At 65.3% G+C, this 19576-nt stretch carries 19 protein-coding genes and 3 pseudogenes; 14 read left to right on the forward strand and 8 right to left on the reverse strand.

Features of this window, described 5'->3' with window-relative positions; genetic code table 11:
* Both M3I56_RS26440 and phaP read right to left on the reverse strand, forming a co-directional pair.
* Window positions 1-249, reverse strand: a pseudogene (locus tag M3I56_RS26440) (acetyl-CoA C-acetyltransferase); the annotation flags it as partial.
* 144 nt (window positions 250-393) lie between these two features.
* Window positions 394-969: a TIGR01841 family phasin gene (gene phaP / locus M3I56_RS26445; RefSeq protein WP_254356454.1), complete on the reverse strand. Its 576-nt coding sequence runs from the start codon at window positions 967-969 to the stop codon at window positions 394-396.
* A 359-nt stretch (window positions 970-1328) separates the two neighbouring features.
* Between phaP and M3I56_RS26450 the strand changes: the two genes are divergently transcribed.
* From M3I56_RS26450 to M3I56_RS41705, 8 genes and pseudogenes are all read left to right on the forward strand, one after another.
* Window positions 1329-1667 carry a YXWGXW repeat-containing protein gene (locus M3I56_RS26450; RefSeq protein ID WP_254356455.1) on the forward strand — a complete coding sequence of 113 codons (339 nt, stop codon included), beginning with the start codon at window positions 1329-1331 and terminating at the stop codon, window positions 1665-1667.
* A gap of 26 nt (window positions 1668-1693) precedes the next feature.
* Complete coding sequence (locus M3I56_RS26455) at window positions 1694-2359, forward strand: RNA polymerase sigma factor (RefSeq protein ID WP_254356456.1); 666 nt, start codon at window positions 1694-1696, stop codon at window positions 2357-2359.
* On the forward strand, window positions 2356-2811 hold the full coding sequence (locus M3I56_RS26460; RefSeq protein WP_254356457.1) for a hypothetical protein: 456 nt from the start codon (window positions 2356-2358) through the stop codon (window positions 2809-2811). The genes M3I56_RS26455 and M3I56_RS26460 overlap by 4 nt, the downstream gene beginning before the upstream one ends.
* Window positions 2808-3320: a periplasmic heavy metal sensor gene (locus tag M3I56_RS26465; RefSeq protein WP_254340845.1), complete on the forward strand. Its 513-nt coding sequence runs from the start codon at window positions 2808-2810 to the stop codon at window positions 3318-3320. Before M3I56_RS26460 ends, M3I56_RS26465 begins: the two co-directional genes overlap by 4 nt.
* Window positions 3321-3406: 86 nt before the next feature.
* A complete protein-coding gene (locus tag M3I56_RS26470; RefSeq protein WP_254356458.1) occupies window positions 3407-4852 on the forward strand; it encodes a DUF1800 family protein in 1446 nt (481 codons plus the stop codon).
* Between the two features lie 5 nt (window positions 4853-4857).
* Window positions 4858-6006, forward strand: coding sequence for a DUF1501 domain-containing protein (locus M3I56_RS26475; RefSeq protein ID WP_302057009.1), 1149 nt, complete (start codon window positions 4858-4860; stop codon window positions 6004-6006).
* A 122-nt stretch (window positions 6007-6128) separates the two neighbouring features.
* Window positions 6129-6344 (forward strand): YXWGXW repeat-containing protein, encoded by a 216-nt coding sequence (locus M3I56_RS26480; RefSeq protein WP_081771786.1) that lies wholly within the window; start codon window positions 6129-6131, stop codon window positions 6342-6344.
* Window positions 6345-6428: 84 nt separating this feature from the next.
* Window positions 6429-7112 (forward strand): annotated as a pseudogene (locus M3I56_RS41705) (globin domain-containing protein).
* 57 nt (window positions 7113-7169) lie between these two features.
* Here the strand turns inward: M3I56_RS41705 and M3I56_RS26490 are convergent.
* Together M3I56_RS26490 and M3I56_RS26495 are read right to left on the reverse strand one after the other, a co-directional pair.
* Entirely contained in the window at window positions 7170-8150 is a 981-nt protein-coding gene (locus M3I56_RS26490; protein WP_254356459.1) for an amidohydrolase family protein, read from the reverse strand.
* Between the two features lie 102 nt (window positions 8151-8252).
* On the reverse strand, window positions 8253-9536 hold the full coding sequence (locus M3I56_RS26495; RefSeq protein ID WP_254356513.1) for an MFS transporter: 1284 nt from the start codon (window positions 9534-9536) through the stop codon (window positions 8253-8255).
* A gap of 151 nt (window positions 9537-9687) precedes the next feature.
* Between M3I56_RS26495 and M3I56_RS26500 the strand changes: the two genes are divergently transcribed.
* On the forward strand, window positions 9688-10590 hold the full coding sequence (locus tag M3I56_RS26500) for a LysR family transcriptional regulator (protein ID WP_254356460.1): 903 nt from the start codon (window positions 9688-9690) through the stop codon (window positions 10588-10590).
* 27 nt (window positions 10591-10617) lie between these two features.
* Here the strand turns inward: M3I56_RS26500 and M3I56_RS26505 are convergent, their stop codons facing one another.
* Window positions 10618-11490 (reverse strand): LysR substrate-binding domain-containing protein, encoded by an 873-nt coding sequence (locus M3I56_RS26505; RefSeq protein WP_254356461.1) that lies wholly within the window; start codon window positions 11488-11490, stop codon window positions 10618-10620.
* A 103-nt stretch (window positions 11491-11593) separates the two neighbouring features.
* On the opposite strand from M3I56_RS26505, the gene M3I56_RS26510 reads away from it, so the two are divergent.
* The 4 genes from M3I56_RS26510 to M3I56_RS26525 all read left to right on the forward strand — a co-directional run bounded on the left by M3I56_RS26510 (window position 11594) and on the right by M3I56_RS26525 (window position 16074).
* Window positions 11594-12487, forward strand: coding sequence for a CoA ester lyase (locus M3I56_RS26510; RefSeq protein WP_254356462.1), 894 nt, complete (start codon window positions 11594-11596; stop codon window positions 12485-12487).
* Window positions 12484-13686 carry a CaiB/BaiF CoA-transferase family protein gene (locus M3I56_RS26515; protein ID WP_254356463.1) on the forward strand — a complete coding sequence of 401 codons (1203 nt, stop codon included), beginning with the start codon at window positions 12484-12486 and terminating at the stop codon, window positions 13684-13686. Before M3I56_RS26510 ends, M3I56_RS26515 begins: the two co-directional genes overlap by 4 nt.
* Window positions 13687-13753: 67 nt before the next feature.
* Complete coding sequence (locus M3I56_RS26520) at window positions 13754-14629, forward strand: amidohydrolase (protein ID WP_254356464.1); 876 nt, start codon at window positions 13754-13756, stop codon at window positions 14627-14629.
* 77 nt (window positions 14630-14706) lie between these two features.
* Window positions 14707-16074, forward strand: a complete 1368-nt coding sequence (locus tag M3I56_RS26525; protein WP_254356465.1) for a short-chain fatty acid transporter — start codon at window positions 14707-14709, stop codon at window positions 16072-16074.
* Window positions 16075-16138: 64 nt separating this feature from the next.
* Here M3I56_RS26525 and M3I56_RS26530 read toward each other — a convergent pair whose 3' ends face one another.
* A complete protein-coding gene (locus M3I56_RS26530; protein ID WP_254356466.1) occupies window positions 16139-17725 on the reverse strand; it encodes a Na+/H+ antiporter in 1587 nt (528 codons plus the stop codon).
* Here M3I56_RS26530 and M3I56_RS26535 point away from each other — a divergent pair.
* Window positions 17703-17846 carry a hypothetical protein gene (locus M3I56_RS26535; protein ID WP_254356518.1) on the forward strand — a complete coding sequence of 48 codons (144 nt, stop codon included), beginning with the start codon at window positions 17703-17705 and terminating at the stop codon, window positions 17844-17846. The two genes, M3I56_RS26530 and M3I56_RS26535, sit on opposite strands and share 23 nt — an antisense overlap.
* On the opposite strand, the pseudogene M3I56_RS26540 reads toward M3I56_RS26535, so the two are convergent.
* A pseudogene (locus M3I56_RS26540) lies at window positions 17791-18694 on the reverse strand (LysR family transcriptional regulator). The gene M3I56_RS26535 and the pseudogene M3I56_RS26540 sit on opposite strands and share 56 nt — an antisense overlap.
* Window positions 18695-18786: 92 nt before the next feature.
* On the reverse strand, window positions 18787-19554 hold the full coding sequence (locus tag M3I56_RS26545; RefSeq protein WP_254356467.1) for an SDR family NAD(P)-dependent oxidoreductase: 768 nt from the start codon (window positions 19552-19554) through the stop codon (window positions 18787-18789).
* Window positions 19555-19576: the final 22 nt, after the last annotated feature.

Consider the following 19576-nt stretch of genomic DNA (forward strand, 5'->3'; position numbering starts at 1 on the left):
CGTCATGGCGGGAACGGCCGTGGGCAGGCCCGCCTTGATCGATGCCTGGCGCGCCACGTTCTGGCCCGAACCGGCCGTGAGCACCTGACCCATGATCACGTCGCTCACCTGCTCGGGCGTAACGCCCGCGCGCTCGAGCGCGGCCTTGATGACGATCGCGCCCAGGTCGGGCGCCGCCACCTTCGCGAGCGAACCGCCGAATTTGCCTACTGCCGTACGTGCGGCCGAAACGATCACAATGTCAGTCATGTTGAGCTCCTGCTCTGCAAATGCGCTGGAATATCGATGTCTGGGAAGCTGAACCGGCAAACGCCGCGTCCTCGTCGTTCATTCAGGGCGACGAAGACGCGTGTTGACGCGCATTGGCGTACTGCCGGTGGGCAGGAACGCGAATCAGGCCTTGGCCGAGCTTGCCTTGGCGGCAGCCGGCTGGACCGCGACCGGCGCGGCTTCCTGGGCGGAAGCGACGACGTTCTGGAAACCGCTCTGGGCCGTTTCGATGGCCTGGCGGGTCACGCCGCGCAGCGTTTCGGCGGCATTGTTCATGGCTGCGAACGTCGAGTTCATGGCCGCGACGAAGGGCTCCGCGCCCACGGGCGCGTTTTGCGTCAGACCTTCGGAAAAGGCCTTGAAACGCTGCTCGTGCTCGCCCGATTGCGCCTGGGCGGCTTGAATCCACTCGTTCTGGGTCGTCGTCGCGATGTCGACGAGATGGCGGCTGTACGACATAGCCTTGGCGGCCGCCTGCTGCGACGCACCAATTTGCTGTGTCAGGAACTCGGCGGGATTGCCGCTCTGGAGGGCACCTTTGAGCGTCGCTTCGCTTTCGGCGATGGCAGCCTTGCTCGCCTGGACGTTGAGATCGATCACGGCCTGCACGCCCTCGAAAACGGGCTTCGAGAGCGCAAAGAACGCTGCGACGCCGGCTTGGTAGTTCGCGCGGAATTGTTCGGGTGCGGAAACGGACATCAGATCATGCTCCTTGGTTAGTCTTACTAATTAAAGCGCCAACCCCCGATGGCTTGACTTACGGCTGCATTCCTATGTTTGAAAACGAATGTTGCATCGCCGCAGTCAATCTAGAGTGTCCATTCTAAGACAGAAATTTAACAATTTTGTGGCGGTTCATATTAGGTAAAAACCCTGAGCGTAAGTCTTTCGGGTTCGGAAATTGCAGTTGTCAAGCAACTACCTTTCGAGGCCGGTAAATTCGACGCTGAGCGCGAAAATTGCGTGATGAATAAATGGTCCGCGACGGATTTTCCCCGCGTGCGCCGTTTAAGTCCTTATAGGGGCTGTTAACCCCTCTGCATCCAGGTAGAGAAATCATGACCCGCAAACCACTGCATTCGTCACTTGCCGCCGTTCTGTTCGCCTCCACCGCAACGGCCGCGCTCGCACAGCCCGTGGTCGTCGCGCCAAATGAGCCGCCACAGCAGCCCGTGGTCGTCGCGCCGACGTCGCCGCCGCCTCCGCCACGGGAAGAAGCGCCCCCGCCGCCGCGCCAGGGCTATGTGTGGCAGTCCGGCCACTGGCGCTGGGACCGGGGCGTGTATGTGTGGGAACCCGGCCGCTGGGAAGAGGCCCGCTCGGGGTACAACTGGGTGCCGGGGCACTGGGTCGAGGATGGCCCGAACTGGCGATGGATTCCGGGCCACTGGGCATAGCGCGGCTCGAGCGGCATAAGGCCTGAATGCCCGACTTCAAACTGGGAAACGACTATGACGGCGCTGCAGCGGGTCCGCCTGCGGTTCAATCGTTGCAGACCGACAAGGCCGGGAAGGCCTTGAACGAACGCGATCCGGATGCGGAACTCGTCGCGCGTGTCGGCGCGCGTGATCCGCTTGCCGTACGCGCGCTCGTCGCGAGCAAGCTGCCGCGCCTCATCGCACTCGCCACACGCATGCTGGGCGACCACAGCGAAGCCGAAGACGTCGCTCAGGAAGCGTTCGTGCGGATCTGGAAACAGGCACCCACCTGGCGTACGGGCGAAGCGAAATTCGACACGTGGCTGCATCGCGTGGCGCTCAACCTGTGCTACGACCGCCTGCGCGGTCGGCGCGAAGAGACCGTAGCAGACGTGCACGCCGTGAGCGAGCCGGCCCCCGATCCCGCAGGCTCGCCCGACCAGCAGATCGAAGCGCGCACGCGCGACGAACGCGTGCGCGCCGCACTCGCGGCGCTGCCCGTGCGGCAGCGCGAAGCGCTCGTGCTCACTTACTATCAGGAGCTTTCGAACCTCGAAGCAGCCAGCCTGATGGATATTTCGGTGGACGCGCTCGAAAGCCTGCTGGCGCGCGCCCGGCGCACCTTGCGCGCACTACTGGCCGGCGAAGCTGCCGGTAAGGACTCCGTATGACACCCGAACGATTCCACACGCTCGTCGCGGCTTATGGCGCCGACCCGCAGCGCTGGCCGCAGCACGAGCGCGAAGACGCGCTCGAATGGGCGCGCGCGCATCGCGCCGAAGCCAACGCGGCGCTCGACGAAGCCATGGCGCTCGATAGCTGGCTCTCCCGCGACATGGTTGCGCCGCCCCCTCGCGCGCTTTTCGAGCAGATCGTTGCGGGCGCACCGGTGAAGCCCGTTGCCGCCGCGAAGCGCCGCAGCTTCTGGTGGTCCGGCGCGGCATTCGCGGGCGTGGGCCTCGCGGGCGCGCTTGCGGGCGCGCTGACGATATCGTTTGTCGTCCTCGGCGGCGCGACGCCCGCAGCCCCACATGAGACGTATCTCAGCACGAGCTTTGGGGGGACCAGTTCGGACTGGAGCGAATCGAACCTCAACCCCGGCGCCGAAGGGAGTGACGAATGAACGGCTGCTCATGGAAAACGCTGCTCGTCGGCTCGGTACTCCTGAACGTTTTTCTGCTCGGCGCCATTGCGGGCGGGGCGTGGCGCTGGTTCGCCGTACACGGCGAGCCGCAGGCGCAACCGGCGCAGCGCGTGGCGTTGCGCTTCGCCACCGAGGAGCTTTCGCCGGCACGTCAGCAGCAGTTCGCTCAAGCGCTCAAGTCCTCGCGCCGCGAGGGCCGTCAGTACGCGCGTGACGGACGCGACGGACGGCGCGAGGTGCTCGACCTGCTCGCCGCGCCGCAACTCGACCGCAACGCCATCGACGCCGCGCTCACGCGCACGCGCACGGCCGACAGCGCGTTGCGCGCGCAAATCGAAAGCGGCGTAGTCGATTTCGCGGCCACGCTCACGCCCGAAGAACGCGTGAAGTTCGTCGAAGGGCTCGAAAAGCGCGGCCAGTGGCGGCTGCCGGCGCAGCCGCAAAAGCAGCCGCAGAAGACCGTCAGCGAAGCGAGCGGCGCGCAGTAAATAATTTGGCGGACCAGCGACGGATAAGGCGAGCGATGACCGTTTAACGGGAATACGCAACGCTCCAACGAGCACAAGGACCGCGCATGGAAAGCCTTTCGAATGCCCGCGCCGGCGCGATCGCCATGAACCGCTTCGGCCTCGGCGCACGCGCCGACGAGACGCCGCCCGCCAACCCCCAAGGCTGGCTGCTCGGCCAGTTCCAGGCATACGAACCCCTGCCTGCCGCATGGCGCAACGAGCCCGGCGCGCTGGCGCTCGCCGCACGCTTCGGGGCAGAACGCCAGCAAGGTATGACGGCCGACGCGGCAGCAAGCGCGGCTTCAGAGACGAACGCACAAGACAACCAAGCCACACGCCGCGCGGTCAATCAGACGATCCGCCGCGAGAGCGTGGGCATCTACCGCAGCGCGGTCACAGCGCGCCTCACGAGCGCCTTGCAGACCGACACGCCTTTCGTCGAGCGCCTCGTGCATTTCTGGTCGAACCACTTCGCCGTATCGGTGGATAAGGCGCTGATTGCGGGCATTGCGGGCGCATTCGAAATGGAAGCGATACGGCCGCACGTGCTCGGCAATTTCGCGGACATGCTGGTCGCCGTCGAGCAGCACCCTGCCATGCAGCTCTTTCTCGACCAGACGCGCTCCGTTGGACCCGACAGCCGCGCCGCACTGCGCGCCGATCAGCGCGACCCCGCGCACAAGCGCGGCCTGAACGAGAACCTCGCACGCGAGATCATGGAGTTGCACACGCTAGGCGTGCGCACCGGCTACACGCAGGACGACGTGACCGAATTCGCACGTGCGCTCACGGGCTGGAGCGTGGCGGGCGTGCGCGGGCCGCAGCCTGGGAACGCCGCGCCAGGTAGCTTCGTGTTTCGCCCCGCGCTGCACGAGCCGGGTACGCGCACCGTGATGGGCAAGCGCTACGATCAACCGGGCGAGCAGCAGGCGCTCGCCATCCTGAACGACCTCGCGCACGCGAGCGCCACGAGCCGCCATATCGCGCTCCAGCTCGCGCGCCACTTCGTCGCCGACAATCCGCCGCCCGCACTGACCGAGCGTCTCGCGCTCGCCTTCGAGCAAAGCGGCGGCGATCTGCCTACCGTGTATCGCGCGCTCGTTGAAGCGCCGCAAGCGTGGGCGCCCGTCGATGCGAAGTTCAAGACGCCGTGGGAGTGGACCGTTTCGTCGATGCGAGGCCTCGGCTGGCGCGAACCCGGCGACGCGGGCGACATCAATGCCGCGCCGCTGCTCACGCAACTCGGCCAGCCAGTGTGGCGGCCGGGCTCGCCCGCCGGTTACGACGACATCGCCGCAAGCTGGGCCGCGCCCGACGCGCTCGTGCGCCGCGTGGAAGTCGCCCAGCGCTTCTCGGCGCGCGTGGGCGACCGGCTCGACCCACGCACGCTCGGCAACACGCTCATGGGCGCCACGCTCAGCGCGCCCACGGCCACCGCAGTCGCGCATGCCGAAAGCGCGTCCACCGCGATCGCCTTGCTGCTCGTCTCGCCCGATTTCCTGAGGAGATAACCGCCATGGTTTCCCGCCGCCATTTCCTGCGCGTTGCCGCCGCCGGCGCGGGCGCGATGCTCGTCGCGCCCCGGATCGTGTTCGCCAGCGTCGAAACCGAGCGCCGCTTCGTGTTCGTGATCCAGCGCGGCGCGGCCGACGGGCTCAACATCGTCGTGCCCTATGCGGACCCGGCCTACGCTACGCTGCGCGGCCCGCTCGCCATCGACATCGACAAGGCTACTAAACTCGACGGCACGTTCGCGCTGCATCCGTCGCTCGTCCAGATAGCGCAGATGTATGGCGAAAAACAGGCGCTTTTCGTGCATGCGATCGCTTCGCCGTATCGCGACCGCTCCCACTTCGACGGTCAGAACGTGCTGGAAACAGGTGGTCGCGCGCCCTACCAGGTCAAGGACGGCTGGCTCAACCGGCTCATCGCCATGCTGCCTGCCTCGCGCGAAAACGCCATTGCGCTCGCGCCTACCGTGCCGCTCGCACTGCGCGGCACGGCGCAGGTGAGTTCGTACGCGCCCTCGGCGCTGCCCAGCGCATCCGACGATCTGCTCACGCGCGTTTCCGCGCTCTACGAAGCCGATCCGCAACTGCGCGCGCTCTGGACTTCGGCGATGAACGCGCGTGGGCTTGCGGGCGACGCCAGCGCGCGCCAGGACCCCGCGAGCGTCGGCAAGCTTGCGGCGCGCTTCCTCTCGCGCCCCGATGGCCCGCGCATCGCCATGATCGAAACCGGCGGATGGGACACGCACAGCGCGCAGAACGCGCGGCTCGCGAATCAGCTAAAAGCGCTCGACACGATGCTCGCCTCGCTGCGCGACGGGCTCGGCCCCGCGTGGGACAAGACCACGGTGCTCGTCGCGACCGAGTTCGGCCGCACGGCCGCGGCGAACGGCACGGGCGGCACCGACCACGGGCAGGCTTCGGTGGCGATGCTCGCGGGCGGCGCCGTGGCGGGGGGACGCGTACAGGCCGACTGGCCGGGGTTGCGCAGCACGGATCTCTACGAGTCGCGCGACCTCAAGCCCACGGCCTCACTCGATGCATTGATCGCGGGCGCGGCCGCGGAGAGCCTCGGGCTCGATCCACACCGCACGGCATTGACGCTATTCGGCGATGCAGGCACAAAAAATGCGACTACGGGTTTGATAAAGGCATGAACGGTGAGGAACAGACAAACACCGAAGCGGGCCGCTTTGCGTGGACGCGGATGCCGCCACGCGACGAGACCTGCCAGCCATTCGGACAACCAAACAATTTCAGTCAGTGGAGGACACCCGTCATGAAAATAAAACTATTGCACCCCGTGACCCTGGTCGCCTGCGCCGCCCTGCTTTCCGCGTGTATTGTGGAACCGGCCCACCCACCGGAACCGGCGCCGCGCGTCGAGACGCCGCCGCCCGCACCCGCCCAGGGCTATGCCTGGGCCAAGGGACATTACCGCTGGGAAGGCAACCAGTGGGTGTGGATTCCGGGGCATTGGGTGCAGGGGTACTGAGTCATATTGCTGCGGCGGTCAGATCGCATCGAGAGGATAGATCGGCCGCCGCACCTTTCTGAATTCGAGCTTGCCGCCTCATTACTGTTCTTCAAGGACATCGTGAAGGCGACCGCGCCCGTGCTCGCCGACCACGGTTACGCCATCATCAAGCGTTTTTACACGCGGCTCTTCGAAGCCCACCCTGAACTGAAGAATGTGTTCAACATGGCGCATCAGGAACAGGGGCAGCAACAGCAGGCGCTCGCGCGTGCCGTCTATGCGTACGCGGAAAACATCGAAGACCCTTCGAGCCTCGCGGCCGTGCTCAAGAACATTGCAAACAAGCACGCGAGCCTCGGCGTGCTGCCCGAGCACTACCTATCGTTGGCGAACATCTGCTAGGCGCGATCAAGGACGTGCTCGGCGACGCGGCCACCGAGGACATCATCTCCGCATGGGCGCAGGCCTACGGCAATCTCGCCGACGTGCTCATGGGCATGGAAAGCGAACTCTATGAAGGTTCCGGCGACAAGCTGGGCGGCTGGACCGGCTGGCGCTTTCTACAACGAGCCGCTGCCCGGCGATGTGCAAGGCCGCGATTACGATTACGCGGGGTTCGTCGACATCGGGCAGATCAAGCAGGCGATTCTGCAACCGGACGCCGACTACTCCATTTGCGGCCCGATTCCCTTCATGCGCATGCAGCACGATGCGCTAAAGAATCTCGGCGTTCACGAAGCCCGGATCCACTACGAAGTCTTCGGCCCGGATCTTTTCGCGGAATAGGCTCGAACTGCTGGTCGACAGGCGCGGCCCACACGCCGCGCCTGCCGCTTCCATCGCTCAGAAACCAAACACTCTCAGCGCGTTGCTGCCGCGCACGGCCTCGCTTTGTGCTTTCGGCAGGCGCGCGGTATTGGCAAACGCACCGCGCGTGTCATGCACCTGGTGCGGCCAGTCCGTGCCGAACATGACCTGGTCCACGCCCACCACCGAGATCAGGAACTCGAGCGAGGCCGGGCTATACGTGATGCAGTCGTAATAGATGTGGCGCAGGTAGTCGATGGGCTTGCGCTTCATCTGGCGGCGCTGCGGAATTTCCACTTCGTCGCCCTTGGCGAAGCGGCCTGCGAGATACGGCAGCGCTCCACCCGCATGCGAGGCAATGATCTTGAGGTTCGGATACTGGTCGAAGAAGCCTTCGAAGATCATGCGCGTGATGGCGAGCGTCGTATCGAACATGAAGCCCACCGACCAGCTCAGGTCGAATTTCGTCATGTCCATTTGATCGACGCCCGGGGGATCGGTGGGATGCACGAGCACCGGCAGCGAGCGCCGGTCGATCTCGGCCCAGACCGGCGCGAATATCGGGTCCGTGAGGCTGCGGCCCGCCACGTTGGCGAGCACCATCACGCCGCTCGCGCCGTTGGCGCAGGCGCGCTCCAGTTCCTGCACCGCGCGTTGCGGATACTCCCACGGCAGCGAAGCGAACCAGCGGATACGCTCGGGGTGCGCGGCCTGGCCCTCGGCAATCGTGTCGTTGGTCTCGCGCGCGGCCTGGCAGCTCGTTTCCTCGTCGCCCCAGAAGACATTCGGGCACGTCAGCGAAACGACCGAGACGTCGATGCCCGCTTCGTTCATGTGCTCGATGCGAAGGTCGAAATCGAAATGGCCCTTCTGCGGAATCACGACCGGCGTGTTACCGCGAAACACTTCCTGCTGCCCATCGGGCCGCGTTTGAATGTTGTAGGCTCTGCCGCGCTCCTTGAGCAGTTCGAGCCACTTGTGCGTGAAGATATGGGTATGGACGTCGATGACGGGCATGGTGGTTTCTCCTGTTCGAAGCTCGTCGATGGAATCGTTAACGCTTCGTCATCCTTATCTTGTGGATCGAAGCGTCAGCGTGCAGGCGTTGCGCCGCTCCGCTCAAATGGACGAAGGCGCGGAAAGATCGTTCAAATACGGTGCGTCACGCTTGAGCATGAACGCGCCAACGAGACCCAGCGCGAAGAACACCGCGCAGAAGTGGGCAGGCGCCATGTTGTTGCCCGTGGTATGCAGCAGCCACGTCAGCACGAACGGCGAGAACCCGCCGAAAATCGCCGCGCCGATGTTGTACGAAATCGCCAGGCCCGTGGAGCGCACTTCGGTGGGAAACAGCGTGGCGAGCGCCGTGGGAATCGGACTGTTCGAAGCGCCGATCAGCAGCGCAAACAGCAGTTCCACCGTCATGATCGACACGATGGAAGGCGCGCTTACGATCCAGTAATAGGTCGGATACAGCACGACAAGAAAGACGATGAGCGAGCAGCAGATCATGCGGTTGCCGCCCACACGGTCCGCCAGATGGCCGAAGAACGGAATCGTGACCACGCGCAGCAGCACGCTGGCGAGCAGCACGGTAAAGGGCAGCGTCACCGGCATGTGCAGGTTCTGCACCGAATAAATCGGCAGGTAAGTGATGATCACGTACGCCATGACATTGAGCGCGGCGCTCAGCGCCGTCGCCACGAAAAGCTCGCGCGGGTATTGCGACACCACGCGGCTGAACGGCGCCTTCACGCGCTTGTCGATCTGCTCGAACGCCTCGGTCTCGGGCAGGCTGCGGCGGATATAGAAGCCCACCGGGCCAATGAGCAGACCAAAGAGGAAGGGGATGCGCCACGCCCAGGATTCGAGCGCGTGCGGCGTGAACAGGTGCGTGAGCGCGCTGCCCATTGCCACGGCCAGCAGCGCACCCAGCGCCTGGGCGAACATCAGCCAGCTGCCGTAGAGATTGCGCCGACCTTTGGGCGCGTACTCGATCAGCATGGCCGTGGCCGTGCCGAACTCGCCGCCCGCCGAAATACCCTGCAGCAGGCGGGCGCACAAGACGATTGCGGGCGCAACGAGTCCGATCTGCTGAAAACCGGGCGTAAAGGCGACCATCGCAGCCGCCAGCGTCATCAAGGCGATGACGAGCGTGAGGCCCGCCTTGCGGCCCTTGCGGTCGGCGTACATGCCAAGCAGCACGCCGCCGAGCGGCCGCACCACGAACCCCGCGCCGAAAGTGGCCGTGGTCAGCATGAGCGCCGCGTATTCGCTGTCGCCGGGAAAGAACTGCCTCGCGATGATGATAGAGAGAAACCCGAATACGACGAAGTCGTACCACTCCAGCACGTTTCCGAGCGTCGACGCCACGGCGCCGCGCCAGCGAATGCGCGTATCCATTGCTCTCACGACTGTCTCCTGCGGCCGGCTCGCGGCTGGCCTGCTTTTATCGGATCGTTATCGGCTTCACTCGAATCTGCCGCAAAGCAATGTAAGGCACTATAGTCATGAAGACAATCGAACAAAATCAATGGCTCCATAAAGTTACTTTATGCAACCGACTATCAAACAACTGCGGGCGTTCGCGCTCGTCTGCCGCTTCGGCGTGCTCACGCGTGCCGCCGACGAGATGTTCATCACGCAGCCCGCCGTGAGCGTACTGATCCGGCAGATGGAGGAAGCGCTCGGCATGCGCCTGTTCGACCGCACGTCGCGCTCGCTGCGGCCCACGGTGGCGGCGCGCGAAATCCTGCCTACCGTCGAGCGCATGCTGCGCGACCTCGAATCGATCCAGTCGAGCGTGAAGGAGTTGGCCGGGCGCGAGCGCGGGCAGTTGCGTTTCGCCGCCACGCCTTCCATCGCGGCCGCCATCGTGCCGCGGCTCGTGGCCGAATATCGCGCGCTGTATCCGAACATCGAAGTGTCGATCGACGACGCCGCGCCCGACCGGCTCACGGCGTCCACGCTGACCGGCGACGTGGAATTCAGCATCGGCACGATCAGCGACAAACCCGAAGGCATTACGTTGCAATGTCTCGCGCGTGACAGGCTCTGCGCGATCTGCCGCAAGGACTCGCCGCTCGCGAAAAAACGCCGTGTAACGTGGGCCGATGCGCTCGGCTACCCGTGGATCGGTGTGAAGCCGGGCAGCGGCATTCGCGGCCTGATCGACGAGACGCTCTTCGCGTTAGGTGAGCGCAAGGCCGTTGAATATGAGGTGTCCTATATGACAACGGGGCTTTCGATGACGGAGGCGGGACTCGGCATTGCGATCTTTCCTGGCATGCTGCTCGGTGCGTTTCCGCACCGCGATCTTGTCGCACGCAAGCTCGAAGCGCCCGTCGTCACGCGCGACGTCAATCTGATCCGGCGCGCCGAGCATTCGCTTTCGCCCGCGGCGGAGTCGTTCATCGAACTTTGGTACAAGCGCATCGGCAAGCCGGCGGGCGCCTGAAGCCCGCGCGACCGTATCACCCCATCATCACCTGTGCAGCGCCTCTCCGGAACATTCGATCATCCCCCGTATCACGCGGCTGCGCGCGGAAGCGCGCGACCACAGAATGCCGAAACGACGCGGCTCCGTTTCCTCGGGTAGCGGCAGGCGTGCGAGTCGCAAGCCTTTCGTAAGCGGCGTGCCGATATCGGGCACGAGCGAGACGCCAAGGCCGCGATCCACCATCAGCGCAATCGCCATCAGCGAGTTCAGTTCGAACAGCTCGCGCGGTGCGATCTTCGCGCGGCGCAAATACTGGTCGGCCTGCTTGCCGCCGCCCAGCGCGCGGTCGTACCGAATGAACGGCTCGCGGCGCAGCAGGTCGTGCGGATCGGCGCGCGCGAACTTTACAGGCGCGAGCACGACGATGGGCTCCTCGCGCAACAGGTGCCAGTCGTACGACTTCGGCAGCGCGAAGGCGGGGTGCAGGCAAATGGCCACGTCCACCTCGCCGCGCTGCAAGGCCTCGAAGAGTTCCGTCGAAGTGCCTGCGCGTATCAGCAGCTTGACCTGCGGGAAGGCGGCGGCGAAGCGCGCCAGCACGTCGGGCAGCACGCTCAGCAACGCCGACGTGATGGTCCCCACGCGCAGTTCGCCGCCCATTTCCTGCTCCTGCGCCAGCGCTTTCAACTCGTCGAAACCGCGCACGAGCGAGCGGGCGCGCTCCACCACGCGCTGGCCTGCCTCCGTAGGAATGACGGTGCGCCCTGCACGCATGACGAGCGCCACGCCCAGCTCGCGCTCCAGCGCCTGGATTTGCTGCGCGATCGCGGCGGGCGTCACGCCCACGCGCCGCGCGGCCTCCGCCATGGAACCGCTCTCCACGACCAGCAGCAGGTTGCTCAGGAACCCGGTGTCCATAAACGTAGTTTCTCTATGGTTTAAAGATAGATTCGCATAGTTTATCTAAATCATTGCCGATCGTAGACTGCCCTTCAGTGGTGATCTCTATGGAACGCGTGGAATGAGAAGCAAGTTGTTCGTGCCGGCATCGCGCCCGGAGCTGTTCGAAAAGGCGTTCGCGAGCGCCGCGGACGCGTTGTCGTTCGACCTGGAAGACTCGGTTGCCCCTGCGCGTAAACCCGAAGCGCGCGAGGCGCTGCGCACGTTGCTGGTGTCGGCCGCCGTGCGCGAACGCGGCAAGGTGCTGATCGTGCGCGTGAACGCGCTCGACACACCGTGGTTCGCCGACGATATTGCCGCCGTGGTTCAACCCGGCCTCGACTACGTGAATCTGCCGAAACCCGCATTCGCCGACGACGTGCGCGCCGCCGCAGCCGCGATCGAGCGCGCGGAGCGCGCCAATGGCGTAAGCCGCCCCGTGAAGCTGCTGCTCAACGTTGAGTCGCCGCGCGCACTGCGTGAAGCGGCAACGCTCGCCGCCGCGCATGCCCGCGTCGCGGGCCTCCAACTGGGTCTCGGCGACCTGTTCGAGCCGCTCGGCATCGCCCGGCGCGACCCGGCCGCCATTCAGCAAGCCATGTTCAGCCTGCGGCTCGCGGCCGGCGAAGCGGGCGTATTCGCGTACGATTCGGCTTTCGCAAATATCAAGGATACCGAAGGGTTTCGCGCGGAAGCCGAACTGGCCCGGGCGCTAGGCTTTCTTGGCAAGAGCTGCATCCACCCGAGCCAGATCGCGCTCGCCAACGATGTGTTCCGCCCCTCCGACGAAGAAATCGCCCACGCGCTGCGCGTGGTGGAAGCCGCGCGCAACGCCGAACGCGACGGCGTGGGCGCTTATGTCGTAGACGGCAAGATGATCGACGCGCCTTTCGTCGAGCGCGCCCGCGCGCTCGTGGCAAGCGCCGAGCGTCTTGGACTCGTTGCGTCCGCAACGTCGAACGAGGTGCGCCAATGAACCAGCCTCCCGAAACGAATGCAGCACCGCGCGGCCCACTCGCGGGCGTGCGCGTGCTCGACCTGAGCGCCTATATCGCGGGCCCGTATGGCTGCACGCTGCTCGCCGATCAGGGCGCGGACGTCATCAAGATCGAGCCGCCCACAGGCGACAACCTGCGCAAGTACCCTTCCACGCTACAAGCCGAAAGCCGCGCGTTTCTCGGTGTCAACCGCGGCAAGCGCGGCCTCGTGCTCGACCTGAAGCAACCCTGCGCGCAGGAGGTGCTGCTGCGTCTCGTCAAACAGGCCGACGTCCTCGTGCACAACTTTCGACCCGGCGTGCCCGCACGGCTCGGTATTGCCTGGGAACAGCTGCGCGAGGTGAACCCGCGGCTCATCTACTGCGCGGTCACCGGCTACGGCGACCAGGGCCCGAACAAGGACAAGGCCGGCTACGACCAGGTGCTGCAGACCATGACGGGCATGTGCGCGCTGCAGGGCAAGGAAGGCGGGCCGCCCGAGATTCTCTATGGCTCGGTGGTCGACTACTACGCCGCCGCACTCGTCGCAGCGGGGGTATCCTCCGCGCTGTTCGAGCGCGAGCGCAGCGGCGCAGGCCAGTACGTGGGCGTCTCGCTGCTGCGCAGCGCGCTCACCATGCAATCGGCGCGCATGATCTGGGCCGACGACGAACCTAAGGACGTTGGACGCGACATGCGCTCGGGCGGCATCACCGGCATTCATCCCACCCGCGAAGGCTGGCTCTACATCTCCGCGAACACGCCGCATTTCTGGCAGGCGCTCTGCGAAAAAACCGGGCTCGCTGCACTCGCGCAGAACGAGCGTTACGATTCGGTGCGCAAACGTGCGGAGCATCGCGACGAGATCGTGCCGCAATTGCACGCCGCGTTGCTGGCTCGCAGCGCGCTCGAATGGGAAGCGCACTTTGGCGAGGCGGTCCCCTGCGCGGCGGCGCGTACGGTCGAAGACATGTTCGACGATCCACAGGTGCTCGAGGAGGAGATGGTCACGCGCTACGACTACCCCGGCGTGGGGGCGTATCGCGGCTTTCGCGAGCCGATTCGCTTCGGTGCGACGCCTGCACCGGACCCGATCGCTGCGCCCGCCTTTGGCGAGCATTCCGATGCGGTGCTGCGCGAGGCCGGCTGGAGCGATGCGGATATCGAACGATTGAGAAACGGGCACGCCGTGCTCTGAACACAAAAGGCTGCATCCGCGCGCATCCATGCCAAATGGCGCGCGCGGCAAACAAGGAGACAGCGCGATGGACCGTGAGCAGCATGTCCATACCCTCGACGCCCCCAAGGCGGCCATACAGGCGCCTGCCTTCGCGTGCGATTCGCACATCCACATTTACGATCGCCGCTTCGCGGCCTCGCCCGGCAACGGTGCGCATATCGTCGATCGCGCGACGGTCGGGGACTATCGACGCGTTCAGGAACGCACCGGCACGCAGCGCACCGTCATCGTCACGCCGCGCCCCTACGGCACCGACAACTGCGTGACGCTCGATGCGATCCGCCAGCTGGGCATCGACAACGCCCGCGGCGTGGCCGTCCTGCGCCCCGAGGTGAGCGACGCCGAACTCGACATGCTCGATCGCGGCGGCATACGCGGCATCCGCTTCACGTTGTACACGCCGCATCAAGCGGTCGTGACCTTCGACATGGTCGAGCCGCTTGCGCGTCGCATAGCGGAACTCGGCTGGCACGTGCAACTGCACTGGACCGCCGACCAGATCGTCGAGCACGAAACCTTGCTCACCCGGCTGCCCTGCAAGATGGTGTTCGACCATCTCGCGCGCCTGCCCGTGCCCGCGGGCACCTCGCATCCCGCGTATGGCGTGGTGCGCCGCCTGGCCGCTTCGGGACGCGTGTGGGTCAAACTCTCCGGCGCTTACCTCGATTCGCAGGTGGGCCTCGCGGGCGGTTATGCCGACCTCGCCGAGACCGCGCGCGCATGGGCCACACTGCTGCCGGAGCGCACCGTGTGGGGCAGCGACTGGCCGCACGTGACGGAGACGCACAAGCCGAACACCGCCGCGATCTTCGATCTGCTCGCCACGTGGGTCGACGACGAAGCGGCACGCAAGCGGATTCTCGTCGACAACCCCGCCGAACTCTACGGCTTCGCCCGATGAACTAGCGCCGCCGGGCCCCGATACAAACAGCCGCGCGCCAGGTACGCGCGGCCACTTTCAGCACCAGGAGACGATACGTGAAGTCCACCGCCACCGCCGCACCCGTACGCAAGACACGCTTTACCGACGCGACGATCAACCTGTTCGAGCGCACCATTCCCGACCCGTTCGTGCTCGCGATTCTGATCACCGCGGTCGTGGCCGCGCTCTCGGCGATGTTCGCCCCGCATGCGACGCTCAACACGCTCGTGGTCGGGTGGTACAAGGGATTCTTCAATATTCTCACGTTCGCCTTCCAGATCACGCTCGTCCTCGTCACGGGTCACGCGTTCGCGCACGCCGCGCCCGTGCAGCGCGTGTTCAAGGCGCTCGTGGGCATTGCCCGCACGCCGGTACAGGCAGCCGCGCTCACCTTCCTGCTCGTGGCCGTGGCCTCGTTCTTCAACTGGGGCCTCGGCCTCGTGGTGAGTGCGCTGCTCGCGCGCGAAGTGGCCAAGCGCATGCGCGTGGACTTCGCATGGATCGTCGCGGCGGGCTTTTCGGGCTGGGTGGTATGGGCGAGCGGCATTTCCAGCTCCATCGCGCTCGCACAATCCACGCCGGGCAGCGCGATGAACGTCGTGCAAAAGCTCACAGGAAAAGTGCTGCCGTTCAACGACACCGTGTTCACGGCGTTCAACCTCGTGCCCGTGGTCGTGATGCTCATCGCCACGCCCATCGTGCTCGCGCTCCTCAAGCCGCGCGATGAAGACGCCGTCGTGCTCGACATCGAAAAGAACCCCGACCCGGAACCGCGCAAACGCCCCGAAGGCAAACTGAGCTTCGCGAAGTGGCTCGAATACTCGTGGATCGGCAGCGCGTTCATCGGCGTAGTGGGCGTGACGTTCCTCGTGCTCGCGCACATCGAGCACATCGAAGCGTTTTCTGGCGTGAACGCGGTGATCTTCGTGATGTTCATCGCGGGCGTGATCCTGCACGGCTACCCGCTCGCTTACGCGGATGCGGTCAAGAACGCCGCCAAACAAACCGGCTCGATGATGTTGCAATACCCGCTCTATGGCGGCGTGATGGGCATGATGGATGCCACGGGCCTGCCCAACGTGATTTCGCACTTCTTCATCGCGATCTCGAACACGCACACGCTGCCGTTCTGGAGCTATGTGTGCTCGCTCATCGTCACGTTCTTCATTCCGAGCGGCGGCGGCCACTGGGCCGTGCAGGGTCCGTTCGTCGTGCCCGCGGCGATCGCGCTGCATGCTTCGATGCCTGCAACCACCATGGCCGTCGCCATGGGCGAGCAGGTCTCCAACATGATGCAGCCGTTCTGGGCCGCACCCGTAGTCGCGATGGCCGGCATTGGCGTGCAGCGCGTGCTCGGCTTCACGGTCATGACGTTCCTGCTCGGCACCGTGGTGTTCGGCGCGGCGCTGCTGCTGCTCGTTTGATCGGCATTCTTTCCTCGAGTCTGCGCCGCTCGCTGTTCACACTTGAGTCACGAAAGGGTAACGTTCAGCCCCTCCCATGGCGCGCCGAAAGCTCCTCCAGATCGAGATCGCGTTCGAGCACGCGCAATAGTTCGTCGTGGATCAGGCCGGCGCGGTGCAGCTTCAACAGCTCCGCGCGTCCGGCTTCCACGGCGGCCAGCACGACATCGTAGTGCGAGGTGCGCATTTCCTGCGGATAGCTCTCGGCGTTTACATAATTGCGCGTCAGGTTCGCGCGATACGTATATTGCTCCAGCAGCCGCGGGTGGATCACGCTGCCGTCCGGCCCGTGGACGAGCGGCGTGATCGCCGCCAGCTGTGCAGCTTCGAGGCGGGCCCACGCCTGCGGCTCGTTGAGGTAGGGTTCCTCACCTTCCAGATCGTTCGCAGGTCTGATGAGTTTGATGAGCGGCCCGATGGTCGTGCCCTGTAGCAGCACTGTGAAAAGAATGACGGCAAACGCGGCAAAGAGGATGAGGTCGCGGCCCGGCATCGCCTCCGGCAACGCAAGCGCAATGGCCAGCGTGACCACGCCGCGCATGCCGGCCCAGCTAACCACCGTCGCACCGCGAAAGTCCGGCGCGCTCACGCGGCGCGGCACGATCCGGTGCAGCGCGGTCCTCACGATCTCGATTCCATACGTCCACACGCAGCGCGAGACGACAACGGCGAGCACCACGGCCATCGCAGCGGGACCGAGCAGCGCGACGGCATTGCCCGTCCCACCGAGGCGCAGCATGACCCCGCGCAGCGAGAGGCCGATCAGCACGAACACCAGCGCCTCGAGCACGAAGACCATGACCTGCCAGAACGCGGTGCCGCGACTGCGCACCGTGGCCGAAAAGACTTCGTGCTGATGCCAGCCTAGCTGCATGCCGCACGTGACCGTGGCGATCACGCTCGAAACGCCCAGCATGTCTCCCGCGATATAGGCAATCCAGCCTGCGAGCACGGAGGCGGTGATGATCAGATACTCATCTTCGAGCTGCCGCAGCAGACAAACCACGACATAGCCCACGACCGCGCCGACGACAATGCCGCCAAGCGCGAGCCCGACGAAACTGAGCGCCGCATTCGGCTCGCTGAATACGCCCGTCAATGCGGCAGCGACGGCGAAGCGAAACAGCACGAGACCGGCGGCGTCGTTGAGCAGACTCTCGCCTTCGAGCAGCACCATCAGGCGGCGCGGCAGCGCGAGCCGTTCGAGCACGGCTTTCGCGGCGACGGCATCGGGCGGCGATACCACCGCGCCCAGTGCGAAACACGCGGCCCACGGCAGCGACGGAACGGCCCAATGCGCGACCACGCCCACCGCCCACGTCGTGAATGCAACCGCGCCAATGGCGAAGAGCAGGATGGGTGCGAGGTGACGCTTGAAATCGGACCAGACGAAGGAGTAGGCGCCGTCCATCAGCAAGGGCGGCAGAAACACGATGAGAACGAGGTCCGGGTCGATCACGACCGGCGGCAGGCCGGGCACGAAGGCCATGGCGGCGCCGCCTACCAGCAGCGCGGCAGCGGGCGGCAGGCGCAGGCGTTTGGCGAGCAACTCGAGTGCGATGATGGCGATGAGCGAAAGGAGCACGAGCTTGAACGCCGACACGGACGACATGACGCTTCCTTGTTTTTACCCAATGGGGATATCGAAGGAATTCGAATTGGGGGCGCGGCCGCCGCTCAATTCCCGCAAGCGTGAATCAAAAACTGCTGCATCGCTCTCGCTGGATCGCTGAGTACCGCCCCAGGATGCCACAACATACCCGCTTCCATCTGCGGAATGGCATCCTCTACGGCGCAAGCGTCGATGCGCTTACCCTCCAGCGACCACGGCCTGAACACCATATCCGATAGAATCGTCACGCCAAAGCCATGCGCCACGAGCCCGCGCAGCGCCTCCATCGAACTCGTGCGAAACGCGATATTCGGCGCAACGCGCCGCTTTTTCCAGTAGCGCAGCGTCGAGGCCTCGCCCTCGTCCACCGTGAGCAAGATATAGGGGTAACGCGCAATGTCGCGCAGCGTGACGGTGCCCATTTGCGCGAGCGGATGCGTCGGTGCGGCCCACAACTGGCGGCGCGAACGCATCAACACATGGTGGCCGAAGCGCGCGCCGCTCCACGTTGGAAAGCAACGCCACGCCAAGATCCACCTTGCCCGCGAGCACCGCGTCCTCGATGGCCGGCCGGTCCAGATCGTGCAGATCGATCTCGATCTCGGGATAGGTCGCACGAAACCGCGCGAGCAGTTCCGGCAGGAAATAGCCGAGCAGCGTATAGGAGGCGGCCATGCGCACCGTACCGCGCAAGCTGTGCGCGCGAAACGGGGCCTTGTGCAGCGCGTCGCGCACCGACTCCAGCACGTGGCGGGCGTGGTTGAGGAAGTCCTGCCCGTCGGGCGTCAGTTCCACGCCCTGGGGCAAGCGCACGAAAAGCCGTGTGCCGAGCGCCTCCTCGAGCGCGAGCACCGCATTGGTGATCGCCGACTGCGAGACATGCTCGGACGCCGCCGCCATCGAAAACTGCCCGTTCTGCGCCGCCGCCACGAAGTAGCGGAACTGCCGCAAAGTCACGTCCTTGGCCATGTGCTTTTCGAATATCGTGAGTCGATGGTTCCGATTCTACGATACGTAGCTTTCGACCTCCCCGCGGCGGTCAGCCCCACACAAAACGTGTATCAGCGCGGCGCCATGCGCAACGCGCCATCAAGCCGGATCACCTCACCGTTCAAATAGCGGTTGCCGACGATATGCTCGACGAGCGCCGCGAACTCCGCGGGCTGGCCAAGACGCTGCGGAAACGGCACGCCCGCGCCGAGCGCCTGCTGCACTTCGGCGGGCATGGCGAGCAGCATCGGCGTTTCGAAGATACCAGGCGCGACGGTCACCACGCGAATGCCGTTGCGCGCCAGTTCACGCGCCGCCGGCAGCGTGAGCGAAACGACGCCGCCCTTCGAAGCCGCATAGGCAGACTGCCCGATCTGGCCATCGTACGCGGCCACCGAGGCTGTATTGACGATCACGCCGCGCTCGCCGCCGGCGTCGGGCGCATTGGTCGCCATCGCCACGGCGGCGAGGCGCATCACGTTGAAAGTGCCGATGAGGTTGACGCTCACGACCTTGGCGAACAGATCGAGCGAATGCGCCCCCTCTTTTCCGACGATGCGCTGCGCCGGTGCGATCCCCGCGCAGTTGACCACGCCATGCAGCGCACCGAAGCGCTGCGTGACGAGGGCGATCGCTGCCTCGACGCTTGCCGCCAGCGTCACATCCACCTCGACGGCCAGTGCATGCTCGCCGCCGAGCGCCGCCTCGTCACGCGCACGGGCGACGTCGATATCGCCGAACACAACATTCGCGCCGCGTTCGAGCAGATGACGGCCTACCGCCGCGCCGAGTCCTGACCCACCGCCCGTGATGAAAAACGTCTTGTCTTGCACAACCATTTGAGTCTTCTCCGGTAGTTAT

The organism is Paraburkholderia sp. CNPSo 3281, from assembly GCF_024206515.1.
Classification (GTDB): Bacteria; Pseudomonadota; Gammaproteobacteria; order Burkholderiales; family Burkholderiaceae; genus Paraburkholderia; species Paraburkholderia nodosa.